This window comes from Massilia sp. NBRC 108631 (genome assembly GCF_059704565.1).
Genome location: NZ_BAAKJE010000070.1, coordinates 12,518 through 26,602, shown reverse-complemented (window position 1 = coordinate 26,602; position 14,085 = coordinate 12,518). Strand labels below are relative to the sequence as shown.

General features: G+C 66.0%; 12 protein-coding genes. 6 read left to right on the top strand and 6 right to left on the bottom strand.

The window, feature by feature from the left end; all coding sequences use genetic code 11:
• Positions 1 to 2: 2 nt before the first annotated feature.
• The 6 genes from AC6H42_RS08845 to AC6H42_RS08820 all read right to left on the bottom strand — a co-directional run bounded on the left by AC6H42_RS08845 (position 3) and on the right by AC6H42_RS08820 (position 6,221).
• Complete coding sequence (locus AC6H42_RS08845; protein ID WP_057157812.1) at positions 3 to 620, bottom strand: tetratricopeptide repeat protein; 618 nt, start codon at positions 618 to 620, stop codon at positions 3 to 5.
• A gap of 57 nt (positions 621 to 677) precedes the next feature.
• Positions 678 to 1,454, bottom strand: a complete 777-nt coding sequence (locus AC6H42_RS08840; RefSeq protein ID WP_057157811.1) for a GIN domain-containing protein — start codon at positions 1,452 to 1,454, stop codon at positions 678 to 680.
• A gap of 148 nt (positions 1,455 to 1,602) precedes the next feature.
• The gene (locus AC6H42_RS08835) at positions 1,603 to 2,649 is read right to left on the bottom strand and encodes a serine endopeptidase (RefSeq protein WP_057157810.1); all 1,047 of its coding nucleotides are present in this window, start codon (positions 2,647 to 2,649) and stop codon (positions 1,603 to 1,605) included.
• 22 nt (positions 2,650 to 2,671) lie between these two features.
• A complete protein-coding gene (locus AC6H42_RS08830) occupies positions 2,672 to 4,225 on the bottom strand; it encodes an ATP-binding protein (RefSeq protein ID WP_497547857.1) in 1,554 nt (517 codons plus the stop codon).
• A complete protein-coding gene (locus AC6H42_RS08825; RefSeq protein ID WP_181259912.1) occupies positions 4,218 to 4,931 on the bottom strand; it encodes a response regulator in 714 nt (237 codons plus the stop codon). Before AC6H42_RS08825 ends, AC6H42_RS08830 begins: the two co-directional genes overlap by 8 nt.
• Positions 4,932 to 4,946: 15 nt before the next feature.
• Complete coding sequence (locus AC6H42_RS08820; protein ID WP_497547856.1) at positions 4,947 to 6,221, bottom strand: ABC transporter substrate-binding protein; 1,275 nt, start codon at positions 6,219 to 6,221, stop codon at positions 4,947 to 4,949.
• Positions 6,222 to 6,552: 331 nt separating this feature from the next.
• Here AC6H42_RS08820 and AC6H42_RS08815 point away from each other — a divergent pair, with 331 nt between their 5' ends.
• The 6 genes from AC6H42_RS08815 to AC6H42_RS08790 all read left to right on the top strand — a co-directional run bounded on the left by AC6H42_RS08815 (position 6,553) and on the right by AC6H42_RS08790 (position 14,082).
• Positions 6,553 to 7,821 (top strand): maltoporin, encoded by a 1,269-nt coding sequence (locus tag AC6H42_RS08815; RefSeq protein ID WP_497547855.1) that lies wholly within the window; start codon positions 6,553 to 6,555, stop codon positions 7,819 to 7,821.
• Between the two features lie 43 nt (positions 7,822 to 7,864).
• Complete coding sequence (locus AC6H42_RS08810; protein WP_057157808.1) at positions 7,865 to 9,115, top strand: ABC transporter substrate-binding protein; 1,251 nt, start codon at positions 7,865 to 7,867, stop codon at positions 9,113 to 9,115.
• Positions 9,116 to 9,201: 86 nt separating this feature from the next.
• Entirely contained in the window at positions 9,202 to 10,200 is a 999-nt protein-coding gene (locus AC6H42_RS08805; protein WP_082552141.1) for a carbohydrate ABC transporter permease, read from the top strand.
• Between the two features lie 40 nt (positions 10,201 to 10,240).
• Positions 10,241 to 11,068 (top strand): carbohydrate ABC transporter permease, encoded by an 828-nt coding sequence (locus AC6H42_RS08800; RefSeq protein ID WP_373888203.1) that lies wholly within the window; start codon positions 10,241 to 10,243, stop codon positions 11,066 to 11,068.
• Between the two features lie 10 nt (positions 11,069 to 11,078).
• Positions 11,079 to 12,218, top strand: a complete 1,140-nt coding sequence (locus tag AC6H42_RS08795; RefSeq protein WP_497547854.1) for an ABC transporter ATP-binding protein — start codon at positions 11,079 to 11,081, stop codon at positions 12,216 to 12,218.
• 214 nt (positions 12,219 to 12,432) lie between these two features.
• The gene (locus AC6H42_RS08790) at positions 12,433 to 14,082 is read left to right on the top strand and encodes an Ig-like domain-containing protein (RefSeq protein ID WP_497547853.1); all 1,650 of its coding nucleotides are present in this window, start codon (positions 12,433 to 12,435) and stop codon (positions 14,080 to 14,082) included.
• Positions 14,083 to 14,085: the final 3 nt, after the last annotated feature.

Sequence of the window (14,085 nt, the reverse complement as noted above, 5' to 3'; positions counted from 1 at the left end):
GCTCAGCCGCCGCCGGTGCGCGACTGCTTCGGCAGCGGCGTGCCGACCTTCCAGCCGGCCGACAGCGCCTGCCCTTCCTCGATCTGCTCCGGCGTCATCTTCTTGACCACGGCGGCGCGCTGCTCGGCCGCATTGGCCGAGCCGTTGGCTGCGGCCAGGTTCCACAGCATATAGGCCAGCACGTTATCCTGCGGCATGCCGCCGATGTGGTAACGGTACATCAGGCCCAGCGTCTGCTGCGCGTCCGGATGGCCCTGTTCGGCCGCCTTGCGGAACCAGATCACGGCCTGCTTGTGGTCCTGGATCACCGCGTTGCCGGTGTAGTACATGGCGCCCACCACGTACTGCGCATCGGACTTGCCCTTGAGGGCCGCCTTGCGGTGCCAGTTCAGCGCCTGCTTGTAGTCCTGCGGCACGCCGCGCCCCATGTAATACATCAAACCGAGCAGATGCTCGGCGTCCTTGTTGCCGGCGCGCGCCAGTGGCTCGATCTCCTTGTAAGCCAGGCTGTAGTTGCGGTTGTTGTAGGCCGTGGCCCCTTCCGCGAAACCGGCCCGGGCGGCGTTGTGCACGCCCAGCGCGAAACCGATCGCGAGTAGTACTTGTAATAGTTTTTTCATGTTGCTCAAGAAATGGGTACTTGTGTCTCTTATTACCGCGCTCCCGCGCGGCACCATTTATTTCCAGCTGACCTTGCCGAGGCCGTCCACGCTCACGTTGCGGTTGGCCGGCTTGCCAAAGACTGTGACCGATCCCAACCCGCTAAGGTTCAAGGTGGCGTTGTCGCGCGCGGTCACGGTGGCGTTGCCCAGGCCGCTCAATTCGAGGCTGACGCTGTCGGCCTGGAACTGCTGTGCATTCAGGCCGCCCAGGCCGCCCAGAGTCGCTTTCAGCATCTTGCTGCGCCCGCCGAGGGTGACGTAGCCCGCACCCTGCAGGTCCAGCTCCACGCTGTCGTTCTCGCTGGCCCACACGTGCATGCTGCCGACGCCGCCCAGGTTCACGCGCATGGTGCGGTAGTCCACCACCACCTTCATGCTGCCGGCGCCTTCCAGGGTCAGTTCGATATCGTCGCCGCTGAAACCGGCCACCTCGGTGGTGCCCACCCCGTCCGACACCACCTGGCGCAGATTGGGCAGTACCAGCTCGGCGCGCAGCGTGGAGCGTTTCAGCTTGAAGCCGTGCACGTCCGAGTCCAGGTATAGCGTGTCGCCCGACTGGGCGGTGGTGATTTTGGCGATATAGCGCCTGTCGGCGGTGACGGTGAGCGAAGGCGCGTCGCCGCGCCGCAACTTCAGGTCGATCACCCCGTCCAGCTTGACCCGCACCACGCGCGCATCGATGGCGCGGGTTTCGGTGACGATCTCGTCGGCGCCGCGGGCGGCCGGCAGGATCAGGCCGAGGGCGGCCAGCAGCAGGCCGAAGTGGTAGAGAATACGGGCGGAAATGGTCATGTCTGGAATCCTCGGGGCGGCGGCCAATGCCGGCTGGCCGCACATTATCGGTATTCCAGCACTATACCCAAGCCCACCCTGCCCGCCCCCGGTTTTGCGACGAACTGCAAAAAACGCGGGGCAGATTACATTCTGGCGGCGGATTCGGCTACCGGGGGGTGGCCTGGGCGGCGGTGCCGCAGGCGTGGCAGAAGCGGCTGAAGGCGTTTTTGCGGGTCTGGCAGCTGCCGCAGTGGTCATACAGGCCGATGCCGCAGTGCGGGCAGAAGTCGATCGCCGGGTCTTTCAGGTCCACCTTGCGCTCGCAGCCGGGACACACGCTTTTCGCCAGCCGCGCCAGCGCCACGTCGTATTGCAGCGTCTCGCGGCGCTGCTGGTCGGACAGCGCTTCGGCGGCCTTCTGGCGCTCCAGGTAGCGCTGCAGCGAGACGATGGCCTGGCGCCCGATCAGCACCGTCAGCGCGATGCCGACGATGTAGCGCACATAGCCGCCGTAGCTCGGCAGATACGGCACCAGCTCGACGAAGAAGGCAAAGCCGGCGAAGATAATGAAGCCCCACACGAAAGGCCAGTACTTGCCCTTGCGCTGGGTCTTGAACAGCCAGCCCGCCACCACCAGCAGCGGCAGCGTGAGCAGCAAACGGTAGCCGAACACGCGCAGCTCCATGGCCCGCACGGCATCCATATACGGCCCGCGTGCCGCTTCTTCCAGCGCGTTCCACTGCTGCTGCGCCTTGTCCTTCGCCTGGCTGGCGTCCAGCTGGGCCTGTTCCTGCGCCTCCACCAGCGCCAGCGCCTGGCGCTCGGCGGCGGCCAGCGCGTCCAGCCCGTGGGTGCGCTTGATGACCTCCGGATCCTGCTCCGAGCGCGCGGTGGCGCTGCGCGTGGCCAGCCAGTTGTCGAAGGTTTCACGCGCCGAGTGGCTGTTGGCCACCGCCACCTGGTGCTTCTGGCGCGCCTGCTGCAAGGCGGCGCCGGCTTCGGCCTGGCGCTGCTCCTGCAGCGCCAGCGCGGCGCGCAACTGCTCGCTGCGCTGCGGGTCCATGAACTGCTCCAGGGCCAGCGGCCGCTCCACCGTGCCGAGATTGTCGACGATCTGCCCGCCCAGGCCGATCAGGAAACCGGCGAAGGCCAGCGCCACCAGCCACAAGCCGCGCTGGAACCATTTCTCGGACAACCGCAGTGATTTGCTCATGTCAGCCTTCTTCAGTGTTCATCTAAAGGGGAACGAACGCGCCGCCCGGCAGCACGATGGTGGCGCGAAAGCCGCCGCCGGGTGCGTTGGCCAACAGCAGTTCGCCGCCGTGTGCCTGCACGATACCACGGGCGATGCCCAGGCCCAGGCCCATGCCGCTGTTGTTTTGATTCCGGCCATGCTCGAGCCGCACATAGGGCTCGAACAAGCCCGGCAGCGCCTCCTCCGGCACGCCCGGCCCATGATCGCGCACTTCGATTTCGATGTTGCCGGCGCGTTCGCGCACCGCCAGCTCCACTTCGCGCCCATAGTGCAGCGCGTTGTTCAGCAGGTTGCCGATGGCACGCTTGAGCGCCAGCGGCTTGGCCGCCACGCTCAGGCCGGAAGCGCTGAACGACACCGCATGACCGGCCAGTTGCGCGTCGCGCACCATGCGGCCCAGCAGCGCGTCGAGCCGCACCTCGGTGGGATTTTCGTGGATGTCGCTGTCCTTCACCGTTTGCAGCGCGCCCTTGACCATCATGTCCAGTTCGTCGAGGTCGTCGTGGAATTCGCTTTGCATGGCCTCGTCGTCCAGCAGCTCGGTGCGCAGCTTGAGGCGCATGATGGGCGTGCGCAGATCGTGCGAGATGGAGACGAACAGCCGCTCGCGGTCTTCCATGTAGCGCTGGATGCGCTGGCGCATGGCCTCGAAGGCGCGCGCCGTGTTGACGAACTCGCGGCTGCCGGTTTCCGGCAGCGCGGGCGCGTTGCCGCCTTTGCCGAAGGCGGTGGCCGCCTCCGACAGCGCCGCCAGCGGCCGCGTGATCCAGCGCACCACCATGATGGACAGCAGCAGCACCGCCGCCAGCGACAGCGCCTGCAGCAGCAGCCGGTCGCGCGTGAGCGGGTTGCCGGTTTCAAGGAAGTACGGATTGGGCATCAGCGTGGCCAGGTAGAGCCAGTGGCCGGGGTCCATCTCGACCTGGATCAGCAGCACCGGCGCCGGCTTGGTCAGCAGGATGTGCTGCACCCAGGTGTCCGGCAAGTCCGCGATGGTGGCGCCGTTGTCGCCTACCGGCAGCCTGTCGGGCCAGGCGAAGGCCAGCCGCACCTGCGAGACATTGGGCAGGTCCTCCTTCAGCGTGGCGCGCACCTGCTTGAGCGCAGCGTCCGCCAGTTCCTGGCCGGCGATGGCGCGCACCTGCACCGGCGCCTGGTTGATGTTGACCAGGAAGCGCGTGCCGCCCATTTCGCGGAACTGCTGGATGATGAGCGGCCGGTAGTTGGGCGGCAGGCTGAGAAAGAAGCGCACCGCACTGGCCGCGCTGTGCGCCAGGTGCTGCGAAGCGGTGGTGGTTTCGCTGAGCGCCTCGGCGCGGCGCTGCGCAGCCCAGATGATGTTGCCCACCAACTGGGTCAGCAGCACGCCGATCACCATCACCAGCGTGAGGCGGCCGAGCAGGGACTGCGGCAGGATACGAGGCAGGATACGAGGCAGGATTCGCGACAGCGCCCGGTCCAGCCAGCGCGCGCGCCGGCCAGCAGGGGCAGGGCCTGCACCGCCCGGACCGGACGGCTGGCTGCCGCTATGCATTGGACGCGGTGACGTCGGCCGAGAACACGTAGCCGGCGCCGCGCACGGTCTTGATCAGCAGCGGATTGCGGCCGCCGTCGTTCAGGCGCAGGCGCAAGCGGCTGATCTGCACGTCCAGGAAGCGGTCCAGCGGGCCCGAGTCGCGCCCGCGCGTGCCTTCGCACAGCGCGCTGCGGTCCAGGATGTCGCCCGCGTGTTCGACGAAGTATTTCAGCAGCTGGAAGTCGAGCCCCGTCAGCGGCACGATCTCGCCGGCCGCGTCGGTGACGGTGCGCGCCACCGTGTCCAGCGTGAAGCCGACGAAACGGTAGTAGCGCGGCGCCGACTCGTTGCCCATGCCGGTGCGGCGGTGGATGGCCTTGATGCGCGCCAGCAGCTCGCGCGGGCTGTAGGGCTTGGATACATAGTCGTCCGCGCCCAGCTCCAGGCCCACCACGCGGTCGGTCTCGTCGGAGCTGGCGGTGAGCATGATGATGGGCACATTGGAGCGGCTGCGCACCGCCTTGCACAGCGCGAAGCCATCCGTGTCGGGCAGCATCACGTCCAGGATCACCAGCGACAGCTCGTCGGCGTAGCGGTTGAACTCGGCCAGGAAAGTCTGGCCGTCGTGGGCCAGGCCGACGTCGTACTGGTTTTTCTCCAGGTAAGTCTTCAGCAGGGTTCGCGTTTTTTGGTCGTCGTCGACGATCAGGATCTTGCGCATGATGGAATCTGTCTCGGTCTATCTGGTCTTGGTAAAGGTGCGGGCGATGGTGCCCAGCCTGCGCTGGGTGTCGGCCACACTCACATTATCGTCCAGGAAGTAGCGGTGCACCTCCGCCACGATGGCGTCGCGCACGATCTCCTCGGTGGCCATGCGGTGCACCAGGCTGGGCACCAGCGCATCCGTGCCGCTGGTAAACAGCTTCCACGAGGCGCGCGCGCAGCTGTCCATCTTGGACAGCAGCGGATTGCGCAGCACCGGGATGGAGCCCTTGATCTGGTTGTAGTCGTTCTGCAGCGCGGGAGACATGATCAGCGCGGCCAGTTTCTCCTGCGCCGGCCGGTGCGATTCGCGCGTGGCCAGCATACCCAGCGTGTCGATGTTGTACAGGTGGTAGCTGGCCGTGCCCGGGGCGGCGGCACAGCCGAAACCCTCCTCCACCGTCAAGCCGCGCGACACCAGCTCGCCCTTGGCCCAGTCGCCCATCACCATGAAGGCGGCGCGGCCGTCGGCCAGCTCGCGCACGCCCTCGTCCCAGCTGCGCTCGGCGATCGGGCTGCCCATCCATTTCTTCAGGCTGCGCAGGCGCTGCAGCGCGGTCGCCAGGCGCGGGTCGGTGTAGGCGGCGGCGCTGCGGCGCTGGAACAGCTCGCGGTGGAACTCGGCACCTTCGGCCAGCACCAGCGCCTCGAACAAGGTAGTCACCTGCCACGGCTCGCTGCTTTGCGCCAGCGGCACCACGCCGGCCTGGTGCAGCCTGGCGGCGGCCTGCTCGAACTGGGTCCAGGTTTCCGGCACCGCCAGGTGCAGGCGGGCCAGCAGCTTGCGGTTGTAGAACAGGGTATTCATGCGGTGGATGCCGACCGGCGCCGCGTACACATGGCCGTCCGACTTGATGGCGTCGGCCACGGTCGGCAGCAGCTGCTTGTCCCACTTGCCGGCGGCGGCCACCGCGTCCAGGTCCAGCAACAGGTCGAGCCGGGCCCAGTCGCGGATCACGATGCCGTTTACCTGCGCCACCTCGGGCGCGTCCTTGGCCAGCATGCGGCTGCGCAGCACGATGCCGGCGCCGGCGCCCGAGCCGCTGGGCACCATGCTGTCGCGCCAGCCGATATCGGCCTCGGCCTCCAGGCGCGCCGCGATCAGGTCGACCGCCTTGCGCTCGCTGGCGGACTTCCACCAGTGCAGCACCTGCAGCGACTCGGCATGGACGCCGCAGGACGCGGCAAAGCCCGCCACGCTCAAGAGCAGGCAGGCGGCAAGGCGCAGCTTGTGGAAGGCGGTCTCCGTCATGTTTTTTGAAGCCATTCTGGGGATGGCATTTTGTGTGGACAGACTATAACCCAAAGCATTCTTGAAACGATGGTAAGGATGCACAGCATTTTGCAAGAAAGCGTATGGATTTATTGCAAAGTGTTGCAGCCGCTGCGGCGCAGCATGCTGGGGCTTTGTAAAGTTATGTTAGTGCAGGCCTGGTCGCCACAGGCCTGTTTTTCATAAAAATCAACCACTTAAGTAGCCCATGGCGCCCGCGCCGGCGCTTGCTGGAATCACATTCCGGCCGATGCTACTGTCCGTTCCGGTAGCAAAAACACATAACAAATCCATACCGGAGACCAACCTTATGATGAACCGATTCATCCGCCGTTCCCTGCCCGCCGCCATCGCGATGGCCCTGTCCTGCGGCGCCGCCATCGCCGGCGACCACGAAACCGAAGGCTTCCACGGCTATGTGCGCGCCGGCGGCGGCACCAGCAACCACGGCGGCACCCAGACCTGCTACGGCCTGGGCGGCATCACCATGGCCTACCGCCTCGGCAACGAGTGCGACAGCTTCACGGAACTGGGCTACACCCAGCAGTTGGCCAAGGCCGCCAACGGCGCCACCTTTGTCGGCACCTTCTGGGCCGACGCCTACAAGAACAGCTCCGACTTCGGCGACGCCAAGCTGGGCGTATCCAAGGCCTATATCGAAGCGAAGAACCTGCCGTTCATGAATGGCGGCATCGTCTGGGTCGGCAAGCGCCACTACTACCGTCCCGACATCCACATGCTCGATATGCAGTACATCAACATGAACGGCACCGGCGGCGGCATCGACGGCTATCCGCTGGGCGCCGGCAAGATCAGCTACGCGGTGTTCAAGGACAACGACTTCAACACCACCGATCCGGCCACCGGCAAGGTGATCGACTCGCCTTCCGCGCTGCGCCAGAACCTCGTCTACGAGGGCCTGCCGGTCAACACCAACGGCACGCTGGACTTCGCCGCCACCTTCATCTCGGCCCAGGGACAAGACAAGAGCACGCACGACGGCTGGCAAATGTCGGTGTTCCACCGCCAGGCCAAGGTCTTCGGCGGCGGCAACACCTTCGGCGTGCAGTACGGCGTCGGCCCCGGCACCGGCATCAACGGCCCGTGCTGCGCGCGCATCGGGCCGTCGGGCAGCACCCTGCTCGGCTCGGACTACACCCGCCTGCGCGTGTTCAACGATGTGGTGATCCAGCCCACGCGCGACTTCAGCATGGAGTTCGTGGCCCTGTACCAGCGCGACAAGAACGGCAAGGACGGCGCCACCACCTGGACCACCGTCGGCACGCGCCCGGTGTATGCCTTCGCCGAGAACTTCAAGCTGCAGGCCGAGCTGGGCGTGACGCAGCTCAAGTCCGACAAGGAACCCGGCACCCAGCGCCTGACCAAGCTGACCATCGCGCCGACCATCAGCCTGGCGCGCGACTACTGGGCGCGTCCCGAACTGCGCCTGTTCGTCAGCTACGGCAAGTGGAACGACGCGGCGGGCAAGTCGGTCAACGCCTTCAATAACTCCGGCGCGGTGTACGGCAGCGACACCAGCGGCGTTTCCTACGGCATCCACATGGAAGCCTGGTGGTAAGCGCGGCGCCAAATACTTTTCTCATACATCAGGAGACACGAACATGAAACTGCAACCCCTGGCGCTGAGCGCCGTCGCATTCGCCGCAGCCATCGCATCGGCAGCCCACGCTGCCCCGCAAGTCGAAGTGCTGCACTACTGGACCTCGGGCGGCGAAGCCAAGTCCGCCGCTGAACTGAAGAAGATCATGGAATCGAAAGGCGTGGCGTGGAAAGACTTCGCCGTGGCCGGCGGCGGCGGCGAAAACGCCATGACCGCCCTGAAGGCGCGCGTGATGGCGGGCAGTGCGCCCACCGCCGCCCAGATCAAGGGCCCGTCGATCCAGGAATGGGGCCAGGAAGGCACCCTGGCCAATATCGACGCGGCGGCAACCGAAGGCAAGTGGGAAACCCTGCTGCCGCCGGTGGTCACCAATGTGATGAAGTACAAGGGCCACTTCGTGGCGGTGCCGGTCAACGTGCACCGCGTGAACTGGCTGTACGTGAACCCGGCCGTGCTGGCCAAGGCCGGCGCCAAGGCGCCCACCAACTTCGCCGAGTTCTTCGACGCGGCCGACAAGATCAAGAAGGCCGGCCTGGTGGCCGTGGCCCACGGCGGCCAGCCGTGGCAGGACGCCACCGTGTTCGAGTCCGTGGTGCTGGGCGTGGGCGGCGCGGACTTCTACAAGAAGTCCCTGGTGCAGCTGGACCAGGCCAGCCTGACCAGCCCCACCATGATCAAGGCCTTCGAGACGCTGGCGCGCATCAAGACCTATATCGACAAGGACGCGGCGGGCCGCGACTGGAACCTGGCCACCGCCATGGTCATCAACGGCAAGGCCGGCATGCAGTTCATGGGCGACTGGGCCAAGGGCGAGTTCACCGCCGCCGGCAAGGTGCCGGGCAAGGACTTCCTGTGCCTGGCCGCGCCGGGCACCGACAAGGCTTTCACCTTCAATATCGATTCGCTGGCTATGTTCAAGGTGAAAAGCGCGGACGACCAGAAGGCCCAGCTGACCCTGGCCAACGCCGTGATGAGCCCCGAGTTCCAGGAAGTGTTCAACCTGAACAAGGGTTCGATCCCGGTGCGCGCCGGTGTCTCGCGCACCAAGTTCGACAGCTGCGCCACCAGGTCGATGGATGACCTGGCCGCCACCAGCAAGGGCAATGCGCTGGTGCCGTCGCTGGCGCACGGCATGGCCGTCGACAGTGCCAAGGCCGGCGCCATCCAGGACGTGATCGCCAAATTCATGAACTCGAACATGACGCCGCAAGCCGCCGCGCAAGCGCTGGCCAAGGCAGCCAAGACCATGTAAGCAGCCGTACCGAGGCAGCGCAACACCGCAGGGCGGGCGACGTCCCGCCCTGCGGATTCCGCCTCACGCTCTGGAGAACCCGCATCATGTCAGCAAAACCTTTATCCGCAGTCCCCTCTGCGCCGCCGCCCGCGCCCCGCGCGTCCGCCAAACCCGCCGCCGCCAACGACAGCACCGCCAGGCATCCCCGCGCCGGCAGCAGCCGCTTCGGCGCCCTGGCCGACGCCTGGCTGCCGCGCCTGGTGCTGTCGCCCACCATCATCGCTTCGCTGGTCTTCGTGTACGGCTTCATCGGCCTCACCGCCTGGCTGTCGCTGACCGAGTCGCGCATGATGCCCAACTTCGAGTACGCCGGCTTCGGCCAGTACGAGCGCCTGTTCGAGATCGAACGCTGGTGGGTTTCGGCCAGCAACCTCGGCATATTCGGCGGCCTGTTCATCCTGTTCTGCCTGGCCATCGGCCTGACCATGGCCATCCTGCTGGACCAGCGCATCCGCCACGAAGGCGCGCTGCGCGCCATCTACCTGTACCCGATGGCGCTGTCTTTCATCGTCACCGGCGCGGCCTGGAAATGGATACTGAACCCCGGCCTGGGCCTGGAAAAGATGCTGCACGACTGGGGCTTCAGCAACTTCACCTTCGACTGGCTGGTCAACTCCGACATGGCCATCTACACCGTCGTCATCGCCGGCGTGTGGCAGTCGTCCGGCTTCGTCATGGCCCTGTTCCTGGCCGGCCTGCGCAGCGTGGACGACAGCATCATCAAGGCCGCGCAGGTGGACGGCGCCAGCCTGCCCACCATCTACCGCCGCATCGTGATCCCCTCGCTGCGCCCGGTATTCTTCAGCGTGCTGCTGGTGCTGGCCCACATCGCCATCAAGAGCTTCGACCTGGTGATGGCACTGACCGCCGGCGGCCCCGGCACCTCGTCCGACGTGCCGGCCATCTTCATGTACCAGTTCTCGTTCACGCGCGGCCAGCTGGGCCTGGGCGCCGCCTCGGCCATGATGATGCTGGCCACGGTGATGGCCGTGCTGGTGCCGCTGATGTATCTCGAAACGAAAGGAGCGCGCCATGGCCGCTGACCTGAACCACGACGGCGGCCGCATCACGGCCGGCCGCCTGATGCTTTACGCCTTATTGGTGCTGGTGGCGCTGTACTACCTGGCGCCGCTGTACGTGATGCTGACCACCTCCGTGAAAACACTGGACCAGATCCGCGACGGCAACCTGCTCGACTTCCCGCTCGCGCCCACCACCGCCGCCTGGAGCAAAGCCTGGTCTGAAGCCTGCACCGGCGTGCGCTGCGAGGGCCTGGCGCCCTACTTCTGGAATTCGATGCAGATGGCGATACCGGCCGTGCTGATCTCCAGCCTGATCGGATCGCTGAACGGCTACGTGCTGGCGCACTGGCGCTTCCCCGGCCACAACGTGGTGTTCACCGCGCTGATGGTGGGCTGCTTCATCCCCTTCCAGGTGGTGATCCTGCCGATGGCGCGCCTGCTGGGCATGGCCGAGCTGGCCAACACCACCAGCGGACTGATCGTGGTGCACATCATTTACGGCATCGCCTTCACCACGCTGTTCTTCCGCAACTATTACGTGACCGTGCCGGAAGAACTGGTAAACGCCGCGCGCATCGACGGCGCCGGCTTCTTCATGATCTACCGCCGCATCATCTTCCCGCTGTCGCTGCCCATTTTCATGGTGTGCTTCATCTGGCAGTTCACGCAGATCTGGAACGACTTCCTGTTCGGCGTAGTGTTCGGCGGCTCCGACGCACAGCCGGTGACGGTGGCGCTGAACAACCTGGTCAACACTTCCACCGGCGTGACCGAATATAACGTGAACATGGCGGCGGCCATCATTGCCGCGCTGCCGACACTGCTGATCTACCTGGTCGCAGGCAAATATTTCGTGCGCGGCCTCACCGCCGGCGCCGTCAAAGGTTAAGGAGACTCTCATGGCAAGCTTATCAATCCGCAATGTGCGCAAGGTGTATCCGAACGGCGCCGAAATCCTCAAGGGCATCGACCTCGACATCGAGGACGGCCAGTTCCTGATCCTGGTGGGCGGCTCCGGCTGCGGCAAGTCCACCCTGCTGAACATGATCGCCGGACTGGAAACCATTTCGCAGGGCGAGATCCGCATCGGCGAGCGCGTGGTCAACAAGGTGCCGCCCAAGGAGCGCGACATCGCCATGGTGTTCCAGTCCTATGCGCTCTACCCCACCATGACGGTGCGCGAGAACATCTCTTTCGGCCTGGGTATCCGCAAGGTGCCGAAGGCCGAGCAGGAAGCGATCGTCAAGCGCGTGGCCGAAACGCTGCAGATGACCCACCTGCTGGACCGCAAGCCGGCCATGCTGTCCGGCGGCCAGCGCCAGCGCGTGGCCATGGGGCGCGCCATCGCGCGCGATCCCTCGCTGTTCCTGTTCGACGAACCGCTGTCCAACCTGGACGCCAAGCTGCGCGTGGAAATGCGCGCCGAGATCAAGCTGCTGCACCAGCGCCTGGGCGCCACCATCGTCTACGTGACGCACGACCAGATCGAAGCGATGACCTTGGGCGACCGCATCGCCGTCATGCGCGACGGCGTGGTGCAGCAATTCGGCAGCCCGCAGGAAATCTATGACCAGCCGGACAATCTGTATGTGGCCGGCTTTATCGGCTCGCCGTCGATGAATTTCCTGCGCGGCAAACTGGTGCAGCACGGCGCCGGCGCAGCCTTCGCTTTGGAGCACCACGGCGTGACCACCCTGCTGCCGCTGCCTGCCCACCACGCCGCCGCCGGCCACTTCGGCGCCTGGCAGGGCCGCGAGCTGATACTCGGCATCCGCCCCGAGCACGTGACCGACGCGCTCAGTGCGCGCCGCGCCGAAACGCCGGAAGGCTACCACCCGATGGAAGTGGCCTGCACCATCGAGATGACCGAGCCCACCGGCCCGGACACGCTGGCCTTCGCCTGGTTCAACGGCGTGCGCGCCACTTGCCGCACCCATCCGCGCGCCGGCGCCGAGCCCGGCGCGCGCGTTGCGCTGGCGTTCGACCTGTCGAAAGCCATCCTGTTCGACCCGGCTTCCGAGCAACGCCTGGGCAAGTAATTCCGCTTTACCGCTGCTCCCTCTTTTGACCGGCATGCGCCGGTCTTTTTTTGCCTGCCGCCAGCGTTTTCAAAGTTGAACGAAGTGTTGCCCGGTGCGAATTAGCAATCCGAAAATGAGTGCACACTCACCCGCCGCACGATTGAATTTGCTGTTGACCTCAGTGCCTTGCATCGGAATACTGACCAGCCCGATTACTCCAAGGCATTGTGACATGGCAACCGTTTCCGAAGTCCGCAGCACCACCCTCTCCGGCCTGAACCACATCGACGCACTCCTGAATAACTTGCCGAACTGGAACTACCTTACGTCCGGCGGCAACAACCTCTACTACAGCTTTTCCACTGCCGCCGGTCTCGAATCCGGCAACGCTTCCTTGCTGAGCGCCCCACAAAGTTTCAGCGCGGCACAGCAGAGCGCTACGCGCAGCGCGCTGAACTACATCTCGCAGCTGACCGGCATCAAGTTCACGGAGACCGCCGACGGCAACGCGGCCCAGGTCCACTTCGCCAACGCCAACATCAGCGGCTCGAGCACGACCGGCCTGGACAGCTCGCGCTACAGCTACTCCTACGACGGCAACAACGTGGTGACCCGCTTCACGGCTTCCACCTGGGTCTACCTGGACAACGCCGAATGGGCCGGCATGAACGCCAACCTGACGCCCGGCACGCAAGGCTACGAAACGCTGCTGCACGAACTGGGCCACGCCATGGGCTTGAAGCACTCGTTCGACGGCACCATCCGCCTGCCGGCCGCCACCGACAACACCGCCTACACGCTGATGTCCTACACCCACAGCGGCGGCGTGCATTCCACGTTCGGAGCGTACGATATCGCCGCGCTGAAATGGCTGTACGGCGGCGACGGCCTGGGCGGCGCGCTGGGCGTCAATTCCACCGGCGGCGGACGCTACTTCACCGGCACCAGCCTGGCCGACACGCTGACCGGCACAGCCGCCAACGACATGCTGGAAGGCGGCGCCGGCAACGACACCCTGAACGGCGGCGCCGGCATCGACACCGCTTTCTACAACGGCCTGCGCAGCGCGTATACCGTCCAGCAAGTAAGCGCGTCCGCCTGGAGCGTGGTGGGCGCGCAGGGCAGCGATATGCTGAGCAATATCGAACAGCTGCGCTTTAGCGACGGCACTGTCGCCATCGCCCCATCCGGCCCGGTGACGCCGCCGCCGGACACCAGCGCGCCGAACCAGCCGACGCTGGTGTTTACCAAGGACGGCTGGGCCGCCGCCAGCGGCAACCACCCGACCTTCAGCGGCGTGGCCGAGGCCGGCGCCAAGGTGGAAATCTTCAACGGCACCACCAGCATGGGCGTGGGCACGGCGGCGGCCAACGGCGCCTGGAGCATCACGCCCGTGGCGGTCGGCAACGGCAACTACCACGTCACGGCCAAGGCCACCGACGCGGCCGGCAATGTGTCGGCGGCTTCGACGGCGCAGGACTTCACCGTGCTGAGCGCGCGCAACGTGACCGGCACGGCGGGCAACGACAGCCTGAAGGCGCTCATCGCCAACAACTACATCGACGGCGGCGACGGCTTCGACACCGTGGTCTACGCCGGCGTGCGCGCCAACTACACGGTGGGCAAGACGGCCTATGGCTACAAGGTGACCGACGTGGCCGGCACCGGCGGCGGCAGCGACTTGCTGGTGCGCGATGAGCGCATCCAGTTCGCCGACATGATCATGACGCTGGATAACAGCGGCATCATCGTGCAGTCCGCCAGCGCGGCGGCGGAGTTCAACGGGACCGCGCTGGACGTGGCTGCCGTGCCGGCGCCGGAGCACGAGATCCAGCTGATCGGCCGCCATGCGCACGCGGCCGAGCACGCGCACTTCGCCTGATGC

Coding starts and splice junctions, on each gene's coding strand:
- AC6H42_RS08845 (WP_057157812.1), bottom strand. CDS start 620: ATGAAAAAACTATTACAAGTACTACTCGCGATCGGTTTCGCGCTGGGC.
- AC6H42_RS08840 (WP_057157811.1), bottom strand. CDS start 1,454: ATGACCATTTCCGCCCGTATTCTCTACCACTTCGGCCTGCTGCTGGCC.
- AC6H42_RS08835 (WP_057157810.1), bottom strand. CDS start 2,649: ATGAGCAAATCACTGCGGTTGTCCGAGAAATGGTTCCAGCGCGGCTTG.
- AC6H42_RS08830 (WP_497547857.1), bottom strand. CDS start 4,225: ATGCATAGCGGCAGCCAGCCGTCCGGTCCGGGCGGTGCAGGCCCTGCC.
- AC6H42_RS08820 (WP_497547856.1), bottom strand. CDS start 6,221: ATGACGGAGACCGCCTTCCACAAGCTGCGCCTTGCCGCCTGCCTGCTC.
- AC6H42_RS08815 (WP_497547855.1), top strand. CDS start 6,553: ATGATGAACCGATTCATCCGCCGTTCCCTGCCCGCCGCCATCGCGATG.
- AC6H42_RS08810 (WP_057157808.1), top strand. CDS start 7,865: ATGAAACTGCAACCCCTGGCGCTGAGCGCCGTCGCATTCGCCGCAGCC.
- AC6H42_RS08805 (WP_082552141.1), top strand. CDS start 9,202: ATGTCAGCAAAACCTTTATCCGCAGTCCCCTCTGCGCCGCCGCCCGCG.
- AC6H42_RS08800 (WP_373888203.1), top strand. CDS start 10,241: ATGCTTTACGCCTTATTGGTGCTGGTGGCGCTGTACTACCTGGCGCCG.
- AC6H42_RS08795 (WP_497547854.1), top strand. CDS start 11,079: ATGGCAAGCTTATCAATCCGCAATGTGCGCAAGGTGTATCCGAACGGC.
- AC6H42_RS08790 (WP_497547853.1), top strand. CDS start 12,433: ATGGCAACCGTTTCCGAAGTCCGCAGCACCACCCTCTCCGGCCTGAAC.